Annotated in this window: 1 protein-coding gene and 2 tRNA genes; 2 read left to right on the top strand and 1 reads right to left on the bottom strand. The window is 37.2% G+C overall.

Annotation, left to right across the window (positions count from 1 at the left end; translation table 11 throughout):
- Positions 1 to 469 (bottom strand): hypothetical protein (locus CXF72_RS00410; protein WP_157823150.1); only part of this gene is annotated, 469 nt, incomplete at its 3' end.
- Between the two features lie 308 nt (positions 470 to 777).
- On the opposite strand from CXF72_RS00410, the gene CXF72_RS00405 reads away from it, so the two are divergent.
- Both CXF72_RS00405 and CXF72_RS00400 read left to right on the top strand, forming a co-directional pair.
- Positions 778 to 854, top strand: a tRNA-Met gene (locus tag CXF72_RS00405).
- A 20-nt stretch (positions 855 to 874) separates the two neighbouring features.
- A tRNA-Leu gene (locus tag CXF72_RS00400) sits at positions 875 to 959 on the top strand.
- The last annotated feature ends 117 nt before the right edge of the window (positions 960 to 1,076 follow it).

Raw genomic sequence — 1,076 nt, 5'->3', positions numbered from 1 at the left:
TCAATATTCGCGCACAGGTGATGCCATTAAAACTCACTTTTAATTTTTGATTAACGCTAATCTTTTTAGTTATTCGCTGATTATCAATCACGTCGGCTAATAAATAGCGGTAGTTGATGAAAATCATTAATATTCGCGTACAGGTGATACCATTAAAACTCACTTTTAGTTTGTGATTAACGCTAATCTGCTTAGTTATTCGATGATTATCAATGCTGTCAGCTAATAAATAGCTGTAGTTGATGAAAATCATTAATATTCGCGCACAGGTGATGCCATTAAAACTCACTTTTAATTTTTGATTAACGCTAATCTTTTTAGTTCTTCGCTGATTATCAATCACGTCGGCTAATAAATGGCGGTAGTTGATGAAAATCATTAATATTCGCGCACAGGTGATACCATTAAAACTCATTTTTAGTTTGTGATTAACGCTAATCTGTTTAGTTATTCGCTGATTATCAATCACGTCGGCTAATAAACCGCCTTAGTTGATGAAAATCATTAATATTCGCGTACAGGTAAGCCTATTGAGACTCATTTTTAGTTTTTTATTATCGCTAATCTGCTTAGTTATTCGAGGATTATCAATCACGTCAGCTAATAAACCGCTGTAGTTGATTAAAATAAGATCAACTTGCTCAGCAAACAAGCAAACAGAAATTAAATCACTTTTTTTGTTAGAAATGGGTTGACGACAATCACCTATATCCGCATAATGCGCTCCATCGAAACGACGAACGCCTCGGCAGCAAACGTTACGATGTAAGTTAAGATGGCTAAATAGCTCAGCTGGTTAGAGCACATCACTCATAATGATGGGGTCCCAAGTTCAACTCTTGGTTTAGCCACCACTTACTTAAAAAGCAAAAATGCGGAAGTGGCGGAATTGGTAGACGCGCTAGATTTAGGTTCTAGTATCGTAAGGTGTGAGAGTTCAAGTCTCTCCTTCCGCACCACTCTTTATTTAGATAAAGAGTTACCAAAGAGAGTCAACTCTTAAAAACAACAGTTGGGATATCGCCAAGCGGTAAGGCACCGGGTTTTGATCTCGGCATTCAGAGGTTCAAATCCTC

Source organism: Psychromonas sp. MB-3u-54 (assembly GCF_002836415.1).
Taxonomy (GTDB): domain Bacteria; phylum Pseudomonadota; class Gammaproteobacteria; order Enterobacterales; family Psychromonadaceae; genus Psychromonas.
The sequence above is the reverse complement of the archived record's forward strand: the minus strand, read 5'-3'. Positions and strand labels throughout refer to the sequence as shown.